9 protein-coding genes and 3 tRNA genes are annotated in these 14,810 nt (G+C 70.2%); 6 read left to right on the top strand and 6 right to left on the bottom strand.

Annotated features, from left to right (window positions below; translation table 11 throughout):
* Positions 1–313: 313 nt before the first annotated feature.
* The 3 genes from D456_RS0112345 to D456_RS0112335 are packed head-to-tail and all read left to right on the top strand — an operon-like array spanning position 314 to position 3,905.
* Positions 314–829: a (2Fe-2S)-binding protein gene (locus D456_RS0112345; protein ID WP_017576489.1), complete on the top strand. Its 516-nt coding sequence runs from the start codon at positions 314–316 to the stop codon at positions 827–829.
* A complete protein-coding gene (locus D456_RS0112340; protein WP_017576488.1) occupies positions 826–1,833 on the top strand; it encodes an FAD binding domain-containing protein in 1,008 nt (335 codons plus the stop codon). Before D456_RS0112345 ends, D456_RS0112340 begins: the two co-directional genes overlap by 4 nt.
* Positions 1,830–3,905, top strand: a complete 2,076-nt coding sequence (locus D456_RS0112335; RefSeq protein WP_017576487.1) for a xanthine dehydrogenase family protein molybdopterin-binding subunit — start codon at positions 1,830–1,832, stop codon at positions 3,903–3,905. The genes D456_RS0112340 and D456_RS0112335 overlap by 4 nt, the downstream gene beginning before the upstream one ends.
* Before the next feature lie 432 nt (positions 3,906–4,337).
* Here D456_RS0112335 and D456_RS24060 read toward each other — a convergent pair whose 3' ends face one another.
* Together D456_RS24060 and D456_RS0112315 are read right to left on the bottom strand one after the other, a co-directional pair.
* Positions 4,338–5,909 carry a BCCT family transporter gene (locus D456_RS24060; protein ID WP_040699206.1) on the bottom strand — a complete coding sequence of 524 codons (1,572 nt, stop codon included), beginning with the start codon at positions 5,907–5,909 and terminating at the stop codon, positions 4,338–4,340.
* 971 nt (positions 5,910–6,880) lie between these two features.
* Positions 6,881–8,644 carry a PP2C family protein-serine/threonine phosphatase gene (locus tag D456_RS0112315; RefSeq protein WP_160166725.1) on the bottom strand — a complete coding sequence of 588 codons (1,764 nt, stop codon included), beginning with the start codon at positions 8,642–8,644 and terminating at the stop codon, positions 6,881–6,883.
* Positions 8,645–9,444: 800 nt separating this feature from the next.
* On the opposite strand from D456_RS0112315, the gene D456_RS0112310 reads away from it, so the two are divergent.
* Together D456_RS0112310 and D456_RS27495 are read left to right on the top strand one after the other, a co-directional pair.
* Positions 9,445–9,807, top strand: coding sequence for a hypothetical protein (locus D456_RS0112310; protein ID WP_017576482.1), 363 nt, complete (start codon positions 9,445–9,447; stop codon positions 9,805–9,807).
* Between the two features lie 655 nt (positions 9,808–10,462).
* Positions 10,463–10,636 carry a hypothetical protein gene (locus tag D456_RS27495; RefSeq protein WP_230480144.1) on the top strand — a complete coding sequence of 58 codons (174 nt, stop codon included), beginning with the start codon at positions 10,463–10,465 and terminating at the stop codon, positions 10,634–10,636.
* A gap of 48 nt (positions 10,637–10,684) precedes the next feature.
* Here D456_RS27495 and D456_RS0112300 read toward each other — a convergent pair.
* The 3 genes from D456_RS0112300 to D456_RS0112290 form a co-directional block, all read right to left on the bottom strand.
* A tRNA-Val gene (locus tag D456_RS0112300) sits at positions 10,685–10,761 on the bottom strand.
* A 12-nt stretch (positions 10,762–10,773) separates the two neighbouring features.
* Positions 10,774–10,844, bottom strand: a tRNA-Cys gene (locus tag D456_RS0112295).
* A 42-nt stretch (positions 10,845–10,886) separates the two neighbouring features.
* A tRNA-Gly gene (locus D456_RS0112290) sits at positions 10,887–10,959 on the bottom strand.
* Between the two features lie 365 nt (positions 10,960–11,324).
* Between D456_RS0112290 and D456_RS0112285 the strand changes: the two genes are divergently transcribed.
* Positions 11,325–12,659, top strand: coding sequence for a molybdopterin molybdotransferase MoeA (locus D456_RS0112285; RefSeq protein WP_040699205.1), 1,335 nt, complete (start codon positions 11,325–11,327; stop codon positions 12,657–12,659).
* Positions 12,660–12,813: 154 nt separating this feature from the next.
* Here the strand turns inward: D456_RS0112285 and D456_RS24055 are convergent, their stop codons facing one another.
* Positions 12,814–14,541, bottom strand: a complete 1,728-nt coding sequence (locus D456_RS24055; RefSeq protein WP_017576479.1) for an MFS transporter — start codon at positions 14,539–14,541, stop codon at positions 12,814–12,816.
* Positions 14,542–14,810: the final 269 nt, after the last annotated feature.

Below are 14,810 nucleotides of genomic sequence, written 5' to 3'. Positions count from 1 at the left end.
ACGACGGGGAACCTCACACGGTATGCCCCTGCAGGAACGCTCGGGACCGGTGAACCACAGGCCGGAGAGCACCCCCGTGCTCGGGGCGGGCTGCGGCGCGGCATCGGTGGAGATGTGTGCCGGTCTGTCTGGCTTTTCTGCTGAGGATCCGTCCTCGGCCAGTGGGCGGAGAGGGACGCCGCCCGGTGTGTACGCTCCCCGACGGCCGGGCAGCGGTGGGACAGTGACCGATGAGGCCGCTGATACGGGCTTTGCGCCGGTCCCGGTTCCGGGACCGATCAGACCAGACGATTCGCCCTCGGAGGGACCCGCGATGGAAGCCGACGTCACCCTGACCGTCGACGGAGAAAGGAGGACACTGCGCACCGACACCCGCACAACGTTGCTCGACGCCCTGCGCGAGCACCTCGGCGTGATCGCCCCCAAGAAGGGGTGCGACCACGGCCAGTGCGGATCGTGCACGGTCCTCCTCGACGGCAGGCGCGCCACGAGCTGCCTGACGTTCGCCGTGGCCAACGACGGCGCCGACGTGCGCACCGCCGACGGCCTCGCCGATGACGGCGAACTCCACCCCGTCCAGCAGGCGTTCATCGACAACGACGCCTTCCAGTGCGGCTATTGCACCCCCGGACAGGTCTGCTCCGCCGTCGGTGTCCTGGAGGAGGCCGAGGCGGGGTGGCCCAGTGCGGTCACCGCCGACCCCGCCGACACACCCCGGCTGGACGAGGCCGAGATCCGCGAGCGGATGAGCGGCAACCTCTGCCGGTGCGGTGCCTACGCCGGAATCGTCGCCGCCGTGCGCGGCGCCGCGGAAGGGGATGCCCGGTGATCCCGTTCGAGTACGTCCGTGCACGGGACGCAGCCGGAGCCGTCGCCGCGGTCGCCGAGCATCCGCGAGCCGCCTTCCTCGCCGGCGGCACCAACCTGGTGGACAACATGAAGCTCGGCATCGAGGCCCCTGAGCGGATCGTCGACGTAACTGGACTGAGCCTGGACACCGTCGACGTGCTTCCCGGGGGCGGCCTGCGGATCGGCGCCGGTGTGCGCAACGCCGACCTCGCCGCTCACCCCGAGGTGCGCCGCACCTACCCGCTGTTGTCCAAGGCCCTGCTGTCCGGTGCCTCGGGGCAACTGCGCAACTTGGCCACCACCGGCGGCAACCTGCTGCAGCGCACCCGCTGCCCCTACTACCGGCACGCCGAGATGCCCTGCAACAAGCGGGAGCCGGGAACGGGGTGCTCGGCGCTCGGCGGCGTCTCCCGCGACCGCGCGGTCCTCGGTGCATCCGAGAACTGCGTTGCCACTCACCCCTCCGACATGGCCACCGCCATGTGCGCGCTGGACGCCGAAGCCGTCGTCCAGGGGACGGACGGCGAGCGCCGTGTCCCAGTGGAGGGGCTGCACCGGCTTCCCGGCGACGAACCGCACCGCGACACCGTCCTGGAACCGGCCGACCTCATTACCGCGGTCGAGCTGCCGCCGGCCCCCGAAGGTGCCCTGTCCGACTACTACAAGGCCCGCGAGCGGGCGTCGTTCGCTTTCGCGCTGGCGTCGGTCGCTGTGGAGGCCGTGTTCGACGGCGGCACCGTCGCGTCCACGCGGATCGCGTTCGGCGGAGTGGCGCACAAGCCTTGGCGCGCGCGGCGCGCCGAGGAAGCGCTGATCGGCCACGCACCCACCGAGGAAGCAGTGCGCGCGGCCGCCGCGGCGGAACTCGCAGAGGCGCGTCCGCTGGAGGGGGACGAGTTCAAGACCCGGATCGCCGCCGGGGCGCTGACGACCGTGTTCGGCCGACTGGCCGGGCGCGCAGGGGAAGGGCGGGAAGATCGATGACCGACACGACGACGCACCTCGGCGCCGACTCGGCGCGGGTCGAGGGCCCCGCCAAGGTCACCGGACGGGCCCGCTACGCGAGCGAGTACCCGCTGTCCGGGATGGCCTATGTCTACCCCGTGGGTGCCCCGGTCGCCCGCGGGAAGGTCAGGGCGATCGATGCGGCCGAGGCGGAGGCCGTACCGGGGGTGCTCGGTGTGCTGTGGCACGGCAACGCGCCGCGGCTGGAGGAGGCCGAACCGGACGGGTTGTCCCTCGCCGCGGAACTGCAGGTCCTGCAGAGCGACGAGGTGCTCTACCACGGTCACATGGTGGCCGCCGTCGTCGCTGAGACCACCGAGGCCGCCCGCCACGCGGCGGGACTGCTGCGCACCGACATCGACCGGAGCCCGCACGACGCGGCGTTCTTCCGTGACCGTGACGACTTCTACACGCCGGAGGACTCCGACGAGCATCGGGGCGATCCCGACGCCCAGATCGCCGGCGCCCACGCCGTGGTCGACGAGGTCTACGGCACCGCGATGCAGCACAACAACCCGATGGAACCGCATTCCACCATCGCCGAGTGGGGCGCGGGCGGGCTCACTCTGCACGAGTCGACGCAGGGTCCCCATGTCGTCCGCGAGACGCTCGCACCCATGGTCGGGCTCGAACCGGACCAAGTGCGCGTCATCGCCCCCTTCGTCGGCGGCGGGTTCGGTTCCAAGGGACCGCTGCACGCGCCGACGATCGTCGCGGTGCTGGCGGCACGCGCGTTCCCCGGGCGGCCCATGAAGCTGCTGTTGCCGCGGCAGCGGATGTTCGACCAGGTCGGCTACCGCAGCCCCACATCGATGCGGGTGCGGCTCACCGCCGGCGCCGACGGCGTACTGACCGGGATCAGCGCCGACGCTGCCGTGCAGAGCTCGCGTGTGGCCGAGTTCATCGAGACGGCCGCCGCCCCTGCGCGGATGATGTATGCGGCACCGCACCGGCGCAGCACTCATTCCGCCGTCACTCTGGACGCGGCCCCGCCCACGTGGATGCGTGCACCCGGCGAATGCCCAGGGATGTTCGGCCCCGAAGTGGCGATGGACGAGCTGGCGTGCACGCTGGGCATCGACCCCATCGAACTGCGGGTACGCAACGAACCCGACCGCGACCCCTCCTCGGGTCTGCCCTACTCCAGCCGCAACCTGGTGGCGTGCCTGCGCGAGGGTGCGCGCCGTTTCGGTTGGGCCGACCACGATCACGCGCCGGGCGCGCGCCACGACGGCGAATGGCTGGTCGGTGCGGGAGTAGCCTCCTCCACCTACCCGGCGATGCTCATGCCCGGGTCATCGGCTGTGGTCCGCCACCTGGGGGAGGGCCGCTACGAGGTCGGCATCGGCGCCGCCGACATCGGCACCGGCGCGGAGACCGCGCTCGGCCTCATCGCCGCCGAGGCCCTGGAGGTACCGGCGGACCGGGTGCGTATGCGCATCGGGGACACCGAGCAGCCCACCGCCACCGTCGCAGGCGGGTCCACGGGCACCGTCTCGTGGGGGTCGGCGATCACTGCTGCCGCCCAGGAGTTCCGCAAGCGCCACGGAAGCGCACCCGGGACCGGCGCGGAGGCGACCGGGGACGCGGCGCCGCCCGAGGAGGGCGACGCCTACTCCAGCCACGGGTTCGGTGCCCAGTTCGCCGAGGTGCATGTGCACGCCCACACCGGCGAGGTCCGGGTGCCGCGGTTGCTGGGGGTGTGGGCGGTCGGACGCGTCATCAGCGCGCGCACGGCGCACTCCCAGTTCCTCGGCGGGATGGTGATGGGCCTGTCCATGGCACTGCACGAGTCCAGCGAGGTGGATCCACGTACCGGCCATGTCGTCAATCGTGATCTGGCCGACTACCACATCGCGGCCAACGCCGACATCGGCGATGTCCAGGCGCACTGGATCGACGAGCACGACCCCTACGTCAACGCCTTGGGTGCCAAGGGCATCGGCGAGATCGGGATCGTGGGCACCGCTGCCGCGATCGCCAACGCCGCCCACCACGCCACGGGCGTCCGGGTTCGGGACCTCCCGCTCACCCCGGACCGCTTCGTCTGAGCGATGACGCCCTGGGGTCTCACGAGCTCGTGTGCCTCGTCGAGTCCTTCTGGACGAGACGCTGCGCCGCACCCGCGAGTTGCGCCGCGAACACCGGATGCGTGATCGAGGACGACTCGTCCGTCGGCGCCTACGACCTGTTCCGTGCTCGGGGCGAGTGGGGAGACTTCGGCGGTCGACACCCACGGCGCCTCGGCGAGGGCCAGGAGGAAGGGCTCCGTGTTCCCCATGTGGTGCGGCGTTCCCGGGGATGCCGCACCACATGGCCGTCGGGATCAATCACCACGACGAGCACCCGGGGACCGAGGGGCCCGCGGGCTGACCGGTCGTGCCCGGCGTCCGGGGCACGACCCGGGGAACTGAGCACGAGGTGTCCGGTGCGGGGCCTCAGCAGAGGGGCCTTCCTCGGCGGCCGGCGTCGTGGTCGCTGAGTCACTCGGTCTTTTCCGGTGTCACCTGTGCCAGGTGCTGCGGCGCGATGTTCGCTTCCACCGCCTCTTCGGCCGTCCCCTCGGATCTCAGGTCGCGAAGGAAGCACACGACCATGCCCACGATGACGAGGAGGAAGGGCGCCGAGCTGACGATGGCGGTCTGTTGCAGCGCATCGAGCCCTCCCGAGAGCAGGAGGATGATCGCCAGGGCTCCGGTCATCGCTCCCCACAGCAGCAGGATCGGCGTGCGGGGCCGGGTGGAGCCGTGCGTGGTGAGCATGCCCAACACGTAGGTGTTGGCGTCGGCACCCGAGATGAAGAAGAGCGCCGCCAGGAGCACCACGAGCGCCGCCGTGACCGTGGGGAGGGGGAACTCGGCCAGGGTCGCGAAGAAGGCGCTGTTGAGCTCCGCAGCGGTGTCGCCCGCGATGTCCGTGCCGTGCTTCATGTCCAGCTCGATCGCCGCGCCGCCGAACACCGAGAACCAGGCGAAGAAGGCCAGGCTGGGCAGGCCGAGGACGACCAGGACGAACTGGCGGATGGTGCGCCCGCGCGAGATACGCGCCAGGAACACGCCGACGAAGGCACCCCAGGACACCCACCAGGCCATCATGAAGTAGGTCCAGCCCTGCATCCACTCGGTGTCGCCGAAGGCCGGCCCGCGCAGACTCATCAGGAGGAACTCGCTGCTGTACTGGCCGATGGACTCCAGGAACAGCGAGATCAGGAACGCCGTCGGGCCGAGGAAGAGCACGAACAGGAAGAGCAGGGAGGCGACCGAGAGGTTGACCTCGCTGGTGTAGCGAATGCCGCGCTTGATGCCCGATGCGGCCGAGAGGCTGAACAGGACCGTGATCACCACCACGATGACGACCTGGGCCGTGGTCCCGCTGGGAGTGCCCAGGAGGAGGTTCAGGCCGTGGTCGATCTGCAGGGCCCCCAACCCGAGTGAGGTCGTGGTCCCGAACAGGGTGGCGAAGACCGTGAAGATGTCGATGGCCTTGCCTGCGGACCCGTCGGCATGCCGTCCCAACAGCGGTCGGAACAGGGCGCTGATCAGGCCGGGGCGCTTCTTGCGGTGGATCGAGTAGCCCAGGGCCAGACCGAAGACCGCAAAAATCGCCCAGGCGTGCAGCCCCCAGTCGTAGAAGGCGTACTGGAGCGCAAGGACGGCCGCCTGGGGCGTTCCCGACTCGGCCAGCCCGTGGGGCGGGGTGGCGAAGTGGGAGATCGGCTCGGCGACGCCGTAGGAGACCAGGCCGATACCCATCACCGCGCACAGGATCATGGCGATCCAGGTGTGCATGGCGAACTCGGGCCGGTCCTCGTCGGAGCCCAGCCGGATGCGTCCGTAACGGCTGCAGGCCAGTCCGACCAGGAGCGCCAGGAGCAGCACGGGGAGCAGGAGGTAGGCCCAACCGAACCTGGCGGTGATCCAGTTCAGGGAAGCGTTCATCGTTGCCGTCTGGTGTTCCGGGGCGGCCACTCCCCAGACCACGAACAGCGCTGAGACGGAGAGGGAGGCCCAGAAGACCACCCCGAGGGTTCTATGGGTGGTCGTGGTGTCATGCATGGGTCGGTTCTTCTCTCGCGACTCGGGGTGCGCGATGTGGTCCCACACCGCGCGGTGTTCTGCACGGCAGTGAGCCGTGGTCTTCAGGTGGCCATGTGTCGGGGGCGGGGTCCACGGCGTGGCTTTCCCGTCCGAATGTCGAGGTGTCAGGGATCTGGGTCCTGGTGGTCGTGGGTGTCCGGTGACTCGTTCTCCGTGCCGTGTGGGAGGCCGTGCAGGAGAACGCGCCGGCCGTCATCGGGACGACCGTCGCTGGGTTCGGGAACGGGTGGGCAGTGTCGTGGAGGCACTCCGCGACGCGAACACCGGTGGTGGACCCCACCCGGGATCGTCCCTGCCCGAGGCAGAACCGACAGCACCGACCGCGCACCGTTCGGAGGGGCATCAGACAGCTCAGGGGCGAAGGGGCGTTCGAGATTCGTTCGTGCCCGGCACCGTCGTATGTGGCTCCTCATTGCGCGAGGTGGTCGAGAAGTTCCGGGGGCGGGGGAGGCCCCGGAGCTCCGGGCGAGGTTACTCGCCCCTGGGGAGCGGATCATCCATCCGGACTGCGGAGTGCGACGCTCCGCAGCCCTCCTGGCCGAGACCGTCCGGTGACGTCGCGTCCCACGGTCGAGCGGTGCTCGGACACAGCAGGGCCTACGCCGGACCGTTCCGGAAGTTCGTGTCGGTCACGGGGCCGAGCACGTCCAACGGACTGACGGATGTCGCACAGGAGACCCACCGGAAGGCACCGGGCAGTGTGTCCTGCCCCAACCGTGCCGAGAGCACGGCGGCGGCCGTGCTCAGCGCGGCCAGGCCCTCCGGCCGTGACCGGAGCGCACCTTGCTACGCGTCCTCACCCGACAGGACGTCTTCGACGTGGTGCCGGGCCTCGAAGCTGAAGTGCCCGCGCACCAACGCACCGGTCCGGGACTCTTCGGCCCGGCCCACCGGAAACTCGAGCGCCCGGGGCCCCGGCCCCGGCGCCTTCACCGCGCCAGCCGTATCGCCAGCAGGACGACGTCGTCCTCACTCGTATCGGCCGCGTTGGCCTCGGTGATCTCTTGCAGCAGGGTCGGCAGGGGCGTGTCCACGCCGTTCGCGAGCAGGCGCGCGGTCCGGTCGACGGCCACCTCCATGTCCTGCCCCCGCTTCTCGACCAGTCCGTCGGTGAAGAGCAGCAGTGTGCTGCCGGGCTCCAGGAGCCGTTGGTGGCTGAGACCCCGCATGGTGGGAAGGTCGGGGTGAAAGAGCAGATCCTGTTCGGGCAACTGCTCGACGGCGCCGTCCACGGAGGTGAGCAGGGGACCGAGATGGCCTGCGTTGGTCCAGATCAGTAGCCACCCGCTACGCGTCTCCTCCAGGCGGGCGTACACCAGCGTGCCGCTGGCCCCGAGACCGAGTTTCGCGTTGGCGCGTTCGAAGGCCGACAGGACCAGCGCGGGGTCCTGGTCGGGGTGGTCCAGGTCGGCCTGGCGCAGCATGGTACGGACCTGACCCATGAGGATGGTCGCCGAGAGGTCGTGGCCAGTGATGTCGCCGACCGTGAACGCAAGCGTTCCACGGGCGTCCTCGGGCAAGAGGTAGACGTCGTACCAGTCGCCGCCCACCATGGCACCCTGGGCCCGGGCAGCAGGAAGGTAGAGCGCCTCGATCTCCAGGCCGGGGACGGAGGGGATCTCCGTCAGCATGGCCCGCTGCATCTCCTGGGCGCTCCGAACCTGGTCGGCCACGTAGGTCACGTGCCTCACGGCACGTGCGACGTATTCGGCCAGGGAGCGGAACAACGCATGTTCCACGGGATCCACCTCGTAGGGGTCCTGCCAGCCCAACACCAACGCACCCACGGGGTCGTGGCCCACGGGCAGGGGAAGGAACACCGCGCTGGCCAACCCCTCCGCAGCGAACGCTGTTCGCACCTCGGAGGGAAACTCCTCCAGCGCGGTCTCTTCGGGTATCTTCACGATGGTGCCAGTGCGCACGGCCACGGCCTCGGGCCGGCCGCCGTCCAGGTCGCATTCCTGGTAGACCATCCCCGCTGCCGAGGGGTTCTCGGGGTCGATGACCCGGCGCAGACAAGGCCCCTCGACGAGCAACAGCTCCACGTGTGCGGGCCGGAGGTCGGTGGTGACCAGTTTCTTGACGGAACGCTGCACCAGGGTCAGGTCGGTGGTGCCGGCCAGTTCGTCGGCCATACGCATCAGCATCCGGGAGCGCCGGTAGGCGCTCCGGGCCTTGAGGCGGGCCCGCTCGTTCTTCTTCACCAGGAGACGGAGCCGCAGTTCTGCGCCGCACACGTGTGCCAGGTCGTGCAGTGCCTCGCCTTCCCGGCTGTTCCAGGTACGCGCGGTGGTGTCGATCGCGATGAGGAAACCCAAGAGTTTGCCGTCGTCGTCGGTGAGCGGCGCCTGTGTCCAGGAAGCCGCCCCGAGGGCCTGTGCCACACGGCCGGTGTCACCGACAGGCGGTTCTCCGGTCGACGGGGCGTTGGAGTCTTCCGTGCGCGGCAGCGGAACCTGCCGGGAGGAACTCCAGGGTTCACCCACCCCGGCCAGTCCGGGAAGGACACAGTGGCCGTCCTCCACCAGCGAGACCACCGCCATGGGGACCCTGAGCAGGTGTGTGACCAGGCGGGCGAAGCGCTCCATACTCTCGTCCGGTCCGGCGCTCAGCCCGGCGATCTGCGAGCCTGAGGGAGCCTCGGACGTCTGTGGCGGAACGGAACCACGGTAGTCCACGTCATCGTTTCCCAACAGAATCCCCCTCGCATCATCCTTCCCCCTGGTAACCGGGCTGACCCTGTTCTCCATGGTCACGGGTCTGGAAGAGCAAGGCTCTGACCCGGAGTGATGCCGGTGGCTCCGGCCCGACAGAATGCGAACCTCGGTCCGGTGACCCAAGGTCCCCACCTCGAGCTGTTGCCCGACCATGCGAAAGTGCGCAGGGACGGGTATGACGGCCCGCGGGACGAGTGCCCGGGGTGCGGGGGAGTGAACAGGACAGCCACTTCTCGTTGGTCTCGGTGGTCACGAGCGTTGCTGTGGTCTCCTACTCGCACATGTGCGAGCCGGCGCTGCGCCACGGCGAACCGGAGTGGTGTGCAGTGCGCGTCCCCGCTCGTGGGCAAGGTGCCCGGGGGCGGGAACTCCTGGTCGGATCAAGGTCAGTCCGGCGGGAGGCCACGGTGAAGGTCTGCGGCGTAGCTGTGGCGATGCTGCGGGGGTGAAGCTGGGCGCCTGTCAGGAGATCGACCCGATGGTGAACGTGGGAACCGCCTGGCAGCCGCCCACGGGTCGTGCGACCAGCACGGCCGGCCGGGCGGCATGTCGTCGGCCGAAGGTGCTGGGCGGGGCCGCCGCAGCACTCCGGGATCGGGAGCACCGGCCACATGGGAAAGGGCGGCAGCACGATGGCAAGGAGGATGCTGCAAGGCCGGAAGAGGCGTCGGTGAATACCGGTGTGTCGTGGCCGGCCGCTTCGTCGACCGTGCCGTAGACTGAAGGATCCGCCCTCGGCCGGTCGAGGCCTGCAACGCAGTTGGAGAAGAGGCACCATGGCCACCACACCCCCCGCTCGCACCACCGACCTGCGCGACGAGATCGCCGCCGCGATCTCCACCGGGCGCGAACTCGGCCCGGAATTCGACACCGAGATCGCCGACTCGCTGGCCACACGCATGGAATCGGAGACTGTACCGAAGCGCGAGTCGGAAACCGCGCCGAAGCGCGAGGGGGAGCACGAGCGGCCCGGCTCCGCCACGCGCGGCGAGCGGACGCGCAAGGTCGCACTGTGGAGCACGCTTGCTGTCATCGCCGCCGCCTGGGCGGCCGAGGACGCCCCCGAGGCATTGGCGCCGTGGGCGATCCTCGCCGTGGTCTCGGTCGTGCTGCACGTGGTGCGAACCTGGCGGTCCTGACCCGCCACCCAGCGTGGGGGTCTCCCTTGCACAATGCACCCCCGCCCGCCGAACCGTCGGGGTCCGCTCCTGCCTGGGAAACCCACGCGGGTGGACTGCTGCTGTGGGGCGCAACTCGCTCTGCGAGTGAGTCGGCTTGCCGCCGAGCGATACGCCTACGGAAAGAGCGAGCGGCCCCTGCGGCGTTTCACCGCGCGGGCCGCACCGCCGCTCGGTGGCCAGCCGGTACGGAGCGCCCAGGTCGGCCGCAGGCGCCCAGTCCGAGATTGACGGCCTGCGGCTGGGAAGCAACCGAACCGCCCGCCTGATGCAGAGAGGGCCTGGTCGGGGTGCATCGCCGCACCGGCCGCGAAGGCCTGATCGTCCAGGACCGGATGGCCACCACCCTGCACGCCCCGGTCGAAAGGGACTTCATCGCCGCCGTCCCCGCACCGAATGGACCGCCGGCGTCACCTACGTGCCTACCGGCCAGGGACGGTCGCGTACGCCGATCCTGCTGGGGATCACTTTCAACGAGGGGCGGCACGCCCACCGCACGTGGCCGGCAGAGGAAGGTGTGCCCGAGGCGGCGCGGGCCGCCCGGCTGGGGCATCGGATGCCGGGATGGTTCGGACCTACGAACACGTCCCCCGAGACGGAGGAGCGTGTACACATCGTGCTCGAAACCCTGTGGGCGCAGAGCGTGTGTGCTCTGACCCCGGCCGAACGCGAGCGCCTGTTCTCCATGGCCCCGAGCCTGGAAGAGCTCTACCGTGAAGGCACGAAAAACGGGCTCCCGGAGGAGCCCGCTTCGAAGACGATCTCCCGGATATCTCCCATTGTTGGGTGACCATCCAGGACCTGCACACCAGAAGAGGCCTCTGGCCTGCAGTGATGCTGGTGGGCGATACAGGATTCGAACCTGTGACCTCTACCGTGTCAAGGTAGCGCTCTAACCAACTGAGCTAACCGCCCGCTGCTGCTGTGAGGTGGAGACGGGATTCGAACCCGTGTAGACGGCTTTGCAGGCCGTTGCCTCGCCTCTCGGCCACTCCACCGAGTTGCACGTGAGGCGCCTTCGGCTCCCCGCGTCTCCTCCGAGCGGACGACGGGACTCGAACCCGCGACTTTCACCTTGGCAAGGTGATGCTCTACCAGCTGAGCTACGTCCGCTTGCCGCTCGGCTTCTTGTGTGGACCCCGTCTCCGCGGCCCTCGCCTCGCTGCTGGTAAAGACTTTAGCGGAAAGTGGCGAGACGGCAAATCGGAGTGGTCGAACAGGTCGTGTGGGAGGTGACACCGGGGGCGCGTGCGAACCCTGTACGCGCCGAGAGCGCGGCCCGGGAAATCTCGTGGCGGCCATGGGGCGCAGAGGTGTTCATGGCGCCGGGCCGCAGGAACCACGAGCCGTCTCCACGCGTGCGGCCGGGGCGTGACCGGGGCACGTGACCGACAGGCCCGCACCGACGGGGTACCTCTCCTCCGTCGGGCGGAAGGGACAATGGAAGACCGGTGGAGAGGGCGACGGGAGAGGCCGACATGCACGGGTGCGAACACGAGGGACACCTTCCCTGGGAACATGCACGCCGACGTGCGCGGGAGCTGGGGGAGTCCCTGCCCGCGCCGGTGCGGGACCTGCCCCTGGACCGCGCGATGGGCGGGGTGCTCGCGCGCGATGTGCGCGCCCTCGCGGGGCTTCCGGCCTTCGACGCCTCCGCCATGGACGGTTACGCCGTGGCCGGAGCGGGACCGTGGCGTCTGGTCGGCCGCCACCTGGCCGGCAGTTCCGGACCCGGCGTGGCGCTGGGGCCGGGGGATGCGGTGGAGGTCGCCACCGGGGCGCGGGTTCCCAAGGGGACCGAGAGCGTGCTCCCCTACGAACGTGCCCGGGTCGAGGAGAGCCCCGGTTCCGACGGATCCCGTGTCAGCGGTGAGGTCGAGCACGGGCGCCACGTGCGGTGGTCGGGCGAGGAGACCGCACCGGGGGAGACGATTCTCACGTGCGGTCACCGGGTGGGCCCGGCTTCACTCGGAATCGCCGCGAGTCTGGGGCACGAGACCCTGCCGGTGTTCGCACCGACGGTGGCGATCGTGGTGACCGGAGACGAGATCACCCGTAGCGGGCTGCCCGGGGACGGGCGTGTGCGCGACGCCATCGGGCCGATCCTGCCGGGGGTCGCCGACTGGGCGGGCGCGCAGGTGGGTGCGGTCCGGTACTTGGGTGACGACCGCGCTGCCCTGGCGGAGATGATGACCGCGGGGGACACGGACGTGGTCGTGGTGTGCGGGTCCTCTTCCAAGGGGCCTGCCGACCACGTGCGTTCGATCCTGGCGGAGGCGGGCGCGGAGACGGTCGTGGACGGGGTGCAGTGCCGGCCGGGCCATCCCCAGTTGCTCGCGCGTCTCAGGAACGCCGGTGCTGCTCTTGGGACCGGTGGACCCGGCAGTTCCGACGGCCGAGACCGTCCCGGAGCCCGTGGCGGGCCGGCGGGCCCAGAAAACGGCGGGGAGAGCGGAGACACGATCGTCGTCGGGCTTCCCGGCAACCCCGGTGCGGCGATGGTCGCGGCGTTGACGTTGTTCACGCCTCTGGTCAGCGCACTCGCGGGCCGACCCGATCCGGCGCGCGTGGACGGGCGGGTCCCGGTGTCCGGGAAGATCGCTTCCCACCCCGGGGACACGCGTCTGGTCGCTGTGCGCCTGGACGGACGCGGGCGTGCGGTCCCGGTCGGACACGACCGTCCCGGGAGTCTGCGGGGCGCGGCGCTGGCCGACGCCTACGCGGTCGTCCCGCCCGGACGGCCGACGGCTGCGGGGCGAGTCGGCGCAGGTGGTGAAGGCACCGACGACGTGGAACTGGTGCGCCTGCCCTGACCCCGGAGACCGCCCCTCCGCGGTCCGTGTTCCCCCTGCTCCGGCGGTTCTGCATCCCCGGACACACGGGAACGGGTCCCGGCCGCACGGTGCGACCGGGACCCGTCGACCCCGATTCGTACTTGCTGGGGCGAGCACCGGCCCCATGTGGTCGTCAGACGCTCCTGTCGGACTCCGAGCCGTTTGCGGCGCCTTCGGCTGCGTCGATGTCCACAGGGTCCTGAGCAGGCTTCTCGGGAGCGGCGACGGCATCCGTTTCCGTGTCGGTGCCCTTGCGGTGCGCCGTGATCTCCGGTTCGGGCTGTCGGTTCTCCACAGCGGGGTTGCCCTGGCCGCGCAGCGAGATCCAGGCCTGGCCCGCGGCGAACAGGATGATCAGCGCGGCGATGACCGAAGTCAGGTGCATGCCGTTGGTGAAGGCCACCCGCGCGGCCTCCATGAGCGCACTCCCGGACGGTCCGCCCACGGCCTCGGCCGCGTTGGCAGCACCGCCCAGGGTCTCGCGCGCGGTCTCCAGGGCGGAGCCGGAGACCCCTTCCACCCCGGTGAGGTTACCGCGGTAGGACCCGGTCAGGATGCTGCCCAGGACCGCGATACCGAACGCGCCGCCCAGTTCGTAGGCGGTCTCGGAGATCGCCGAGGCCGCCCCCGCGCGCTTGGGCGGAGCGGTCGACATGATCGCGCCGTTGGTGAGGGTCTCGGCGAACCCGGACCCGGTCGCGATGAGCGCGAACCCGGCCGAGATGAGCACCACGCCCAGGGTCACGTCCTCCACCGGGGTGAACGCGAAGGCGGCGAATCCGCTCGCGGTCACCAGCAGGGCCACCCCGATCACCGTGGACAGGCTCAGCCGTCGGGCCACACGCGCCGCGATCAGGCCGGCGACGACCGACAGCAGCAGTCCGGGCAGCAGGACGATGCCGGCGCGCATGGGTGAGACGCCGAGTACGAGCTGCAGGTACTGGGTGAGGAAGAACAGAGATCCCACCATCGCGAAGACGATCATCAGGTTGGTGACGACCGCGATGGTGAACACGCGGTAGCGGAACAGGCCCACGTCGATGAGCGGGTCCTGGAGCCTGTGCTGGCGGCGGACGAACAGCCACCCCACGGCCAGCCCGAACAGCAAGGAGACGAGGGGGAGTACGTCGACGCCGTCGGTGGCGACCTTCTTGATGCCGTAGACGACGGGCAGCATGGCCCCCATCGACAGGATCACGCTGGGCAGGTCCATCCGGCCGGCGTCGGGGTTACGGGACTCGCGGACCAGCAACGGGACCAGCACCAGGATCAGTGCCATCACCGGCAGGTTGATGAGGAAGACCGAACCCCAGAAGAAGTGTTCGAGCAGCCATCCGCCGAGGATCGGGCCGAGCGCCGCGCCGCCGGAGAAACCGGAGGCCCAGATCGCGATGGCCAGCAGCCGTTGGCGTGCGTCGAGGAAGATGTTGCGCAGCAGCGACAGGGTCGAGGGCATCAGTGTTGCCCCGGCCAGTCCCAGAAGTGCGCGCGCGGCGATGAGCACTTCGGGCACGGGTGCGAGAGCGGCCAGGAGCGAGGCCAGTCCGAAAGCGGCCGACCCCGTCATCAACAGGCGCCGGCGGCCGATGCGGTCGCCGAGGGACCCCATGGTGATCAGCAGCCCGGCGAGGACGAAGCCGTAGATGTCGACGATCCACAGCAGTTGGTCGGCGGAGGGCTCGAGCGCCTCGCTGAGCGCGGGAACGGCGAAACCCAACACGGTCATGTCGACCGAGATCAGGATCACCGGCAGGACCAGTACCGCGAGGGCGGCCCATTCGCGGGGGCCCGCGAGCGCCGGCGGGTTGCCGTGGCCGCCGCGCGTGTCGTTGGGGCCGTTCCCGGCCGTGGCGGAGCTCATCTTTCCTCGTAACGTGTGGCTTCTTCTGCCGCCGCACGGTGTGAGGGCGGCCGGCCGGGCCGTGGTGCTGTTCCGGGCTCGGGAGTGGTGGAGGGCTCCGGGTTCCGTAGGGCCGTGCTCGGTGGCGAGCCGCGTCCCGGGTCGGGGCGCAGTGGTCCGGTGGTGTTGTTCCTCCGGGGAGTTCCGCGGAAGTGTTGCTTTTCCCGGGGGTCGTGTGCTGGTGAGGCACACTCCTGCCCATTCTTGAACCGTCCAGCCGGTACAGTACC

It is taken from the genome of Nocardiopsis kunsanensis DSM 44524, from assembly GCF_000340965.1.
Lineage (GTDB): Bacteria > Actinomycetota > Actinomycetes > Streptosporangiales > Streptosporangiaceae > Nocardiopsis > Nocardiopsis kunsanensis.
This window is presented reverse-complemented; position numbering and strand designations above follow the sequence as displayed.